The organism is Cryobacterium sp. TMS1-20-1 (genome assembly GCF_004402355.1).
Taxonomy (GTDB): Bacteria; Actinomycetota; Actinomycetes; order Actinomycetales; family Microbacteriaceae; genus Cryobacterium; species Cryobacterium levicorallinum.
Genome location: NZ_SOGF01000058.1, coordinates 1 through 2609, shown reverse-complemented (window position 1 = coordinate 2609; position 2609 = coordinate 1). Strand labels below are relative to the sequence as shown.

The window sequence follows — 2609 nt, the reverse complement described above, 5'->3', positions numbered from 1 at the left end:
GAGCATTGAATAGCTTGTCTAGATAACAACTATTTTAGCTGGTCAGAGGGGCATTCTCGGTTTAACGCGCCGTCAAAACCTCAAGGTCAACCGGTGGATTCAGGCTTAGTCATTGTCGTGTCACTCCTCTAGTGATTGCGCGGTCGGGGCAGGCCGAAGAGCCGAGCCTTGCGACCGCTTCCAAGCCGGGCGGAACATCCGGACCGTCGACGAAGGCATGACCTTCGTCATTCAGATGAAAAAGCTCTGAGGCGTACATATTGCACATGCCGTGACCGACACAGCGGTCGGAGTCAATCGTCACCTTCATCACAAGCCTCCATGGCTTCATTGCGTAATCAACCAAATGAACGTTAGGTGAGTCTGCCTGATTTCGACAGCGTTAGCTGGCGAGTAGCGCTTGATGGTAGCGCCAGTCCACGCACTTGGTAGCAAAGTTCTGACGAGGTGGTAGCAGCCCGGGCTTGGTGCCCGGGCCGCCGTGGTGTTATTCCCAGTAGCCCTTCTGGGCGCGGGCTTGGTCGTTGCGCTGCTGGCCAGGCGGTTCACGATCGAGTCCGCTGCAACTCGGTCCGGCAGCTCGGCGACCCAGTGCGCGGGTCCAGTCTGCGAGGCGATCATCGTCGGGAGGCGGTGCTCCCGGTTGGCGAGGATCGCGAACAAATCGTTGCCAGCGTCGCTGTCGATGCCGACGGTGAGGAAGTCATCGATGATGAGCAGGTCGATGTTCGAGAGCTCGTTCAACAGTTTTTGGTGGGCGATGGCGTCGCCGCGAGCGATGACGAGCTTTCGGGCGAGGTCGTCCATCCGGAAGTAGAGTACCGAATGTTCACTCTCGCAGGCGCCGATGGCCAGTGCGCAGGCGAGGTAGGTTTTCCCGCCGCCGGTGGGCGAGATGATCAGCAGGTTTGTCGCATCGGAGCGTCAGTCATGGGCGGCATAGCGTCGCATTCTGACTTGGGTGATGCCGCGTCCCTCGCGATAGTCGACCTCGGCGACGGTGGCGCCCGGGATCGGGAACGCAGCCTGACGGATGAGTTTGTCGACCTTGTTGATGCGTCGAGACTCCAACGCGTCGTCGACCGCGGTGAGGAACAGCTGCTCGGGGGTGAGGGTGTCGTTGGCTTCGTCCTGGATGAGTTCCTCCAGCCAGGTCGCGACATGCGTCACTCGCAGAGCCCGGAACTTGTCGTAATCAACGCTGGTGAACATCACTTGACCTCCTCATCGCGGGCATAGTGCGAGGCATCACGAACATAAACATCCGGCATGGTGTCGCGGAACACGACCGTGCTGACGCGTTTGCGGGTGGACGCCGCCGGGACCATCGGCCGCGGCTTCTTCGCATCGCTGTCGATCGCGGCCATCGACCGTTTCAGCGTCGAATAGGTCGGATGCGCGCTGCGGTTCACGAGCTCCTGGCAGGCCGCCTCCAGCCGTTCCCGGTTGTTCTTGCCGAGCCCGTCGAGGATGTTCTGGCAGGACAGGTAGCCCTGCGCCTCAATCGCCTGGCTGTCCAGAATCTGCTCGATCACGGTGACGGTGGCCGGCCCGACGCTGCGCGCCCGATCGGTGAACCACCGCCTCGACCACAGCTCGTCAATATCGCGGTGCTGCGGCGGGACATGGTCCGGCAGGGTCGAGTACTGGCCCTTGCGTCCCGTCAGCCGCGGGTGTTCGCAGATGCTCTCGTGCCCGTCGAAGACCGTCACCCGTGACGACGTCAGCCGAACCCGCAGCAGCTTGCCCGCCAGAGCGAACGGCACCGAATACCGTTGTGTGTCCGCGGTGACGTGGTAGTTCCGGGCCGCCTTCAGCTCCTTCCACTCGACGTCCTCGAACCCCGCATCAGGCAGAGGTGCCAGCAGCTCCCGCTCCTCGCTGTCGAACCGCTCCCACCGAGTGGTGTCGTCGGCGCGGCGGATGTCGTGGTTGATCTCCCGCACCCGTTCCTCGATCGCAGCATTCAACTCGCCCAGCGTCGTGAAGACGTCGTCCTCGAGGTAGCCGATGACGCGTTTGTTGACCACGTTCACCGCATTCTCGGCTGCAGCCTTGTCACGCGGTTTTTTCACTCTGGCCGGGACAATCGCAGTCTGGTAGTGATCAGCGAGCTGCTGATATCGTGCGTTGACGATCCGCTCCGCATCACCCTTATGGGTTTGGTGGGTGGATGTCGTCGGGTTGTCGGGCACGACGATCTGTGTGACGCCGCCGAAGAACGCGAACGCCTGAACGTGCGCGTCGAGCCACGCCGGAGACTTCATATCCGCATAAGCGCGACAGAACATCAGCCCTGAATACGGCAGCACCGCGACGAACAGAATCGCTCGCACGACCTCGCCGGTGATGGTGTCGACGACGTCCATGGTGTCGCCGGCCCAGTCGACCAGCATCGCCCGACCCGGCTCATGGCGCAGCACCGCAACCAGGTCATGGGTGCGGAGGTAATCGGTGAACAGGGCGCAGAACTGCGAATACCCATACTTCTTCCCCGCGTCTGAGCTGCCGCGGATATCTCGGACAGTGGGCCCTCTTAAAATGAGGGTTCACTGAAAGTAGAGATCAGCATGACCGCAGCGCGTAGGCGTTTCACCCAGGAGTTCAAA

General features: G+C 61.6%; 4 protein-coding genes. All 4 read right to left on the bottom strand.

The window, feature by feature from the left end:
* Positions 1-109: 109 nt before the first annotated feature.
* The 4 genes from E3O45_RS18445 to istA are packed head-to-tail and all read right to left on the bottom strand — an operon-like array spanning position 110 to position 2516.
* Complete coding sequence (locus tag E3O45_RS18445; RefSeq protein ID WP_134444282.1) at positions 110-310, bottom strand: ferredoxin; 201 nt, start codon at positions 308-310, stop codon at positions 110-112.
* 17 nt (positions 311-327) lie between these two features.
* The gene (locus E3O45_RS18145) at positions 328-897 is read right to left on the bottom strand and encodes an ATP-binding protein (protein WP_241985398.1); all 570 of its coding nucleotides are present in this window, start codon (positions 895-897) and stop codon (positions 328-330) included.
* Between the two features lie 27 nt (positions 898-924).
* On the bottom strand, positions 925-1215 hold the full coding sequence (locus E3O45_RS18140) for a hypothetical protein (protein WP_241985396.1): 291 nt from the start codon (positions 1213-1215) through the stop codon (positions 925-927).
* Positions 1212-2516 (bottom strand): IS21 family transposase, encoded by a 1305-nt coding sequence (istA, locus tag E3O45_RS15450; protein ID WP_255452989.1) that lies wholly within the window; start codon positions 2514-2516, stop codon positions 1212-1214. The genes E3O45_RS18140 and istA overlap by 4 nt, the downstream gene beginning before the upstream one ends.
* Positions 2517-2609 lie beyond the last annotated feature (93 nt).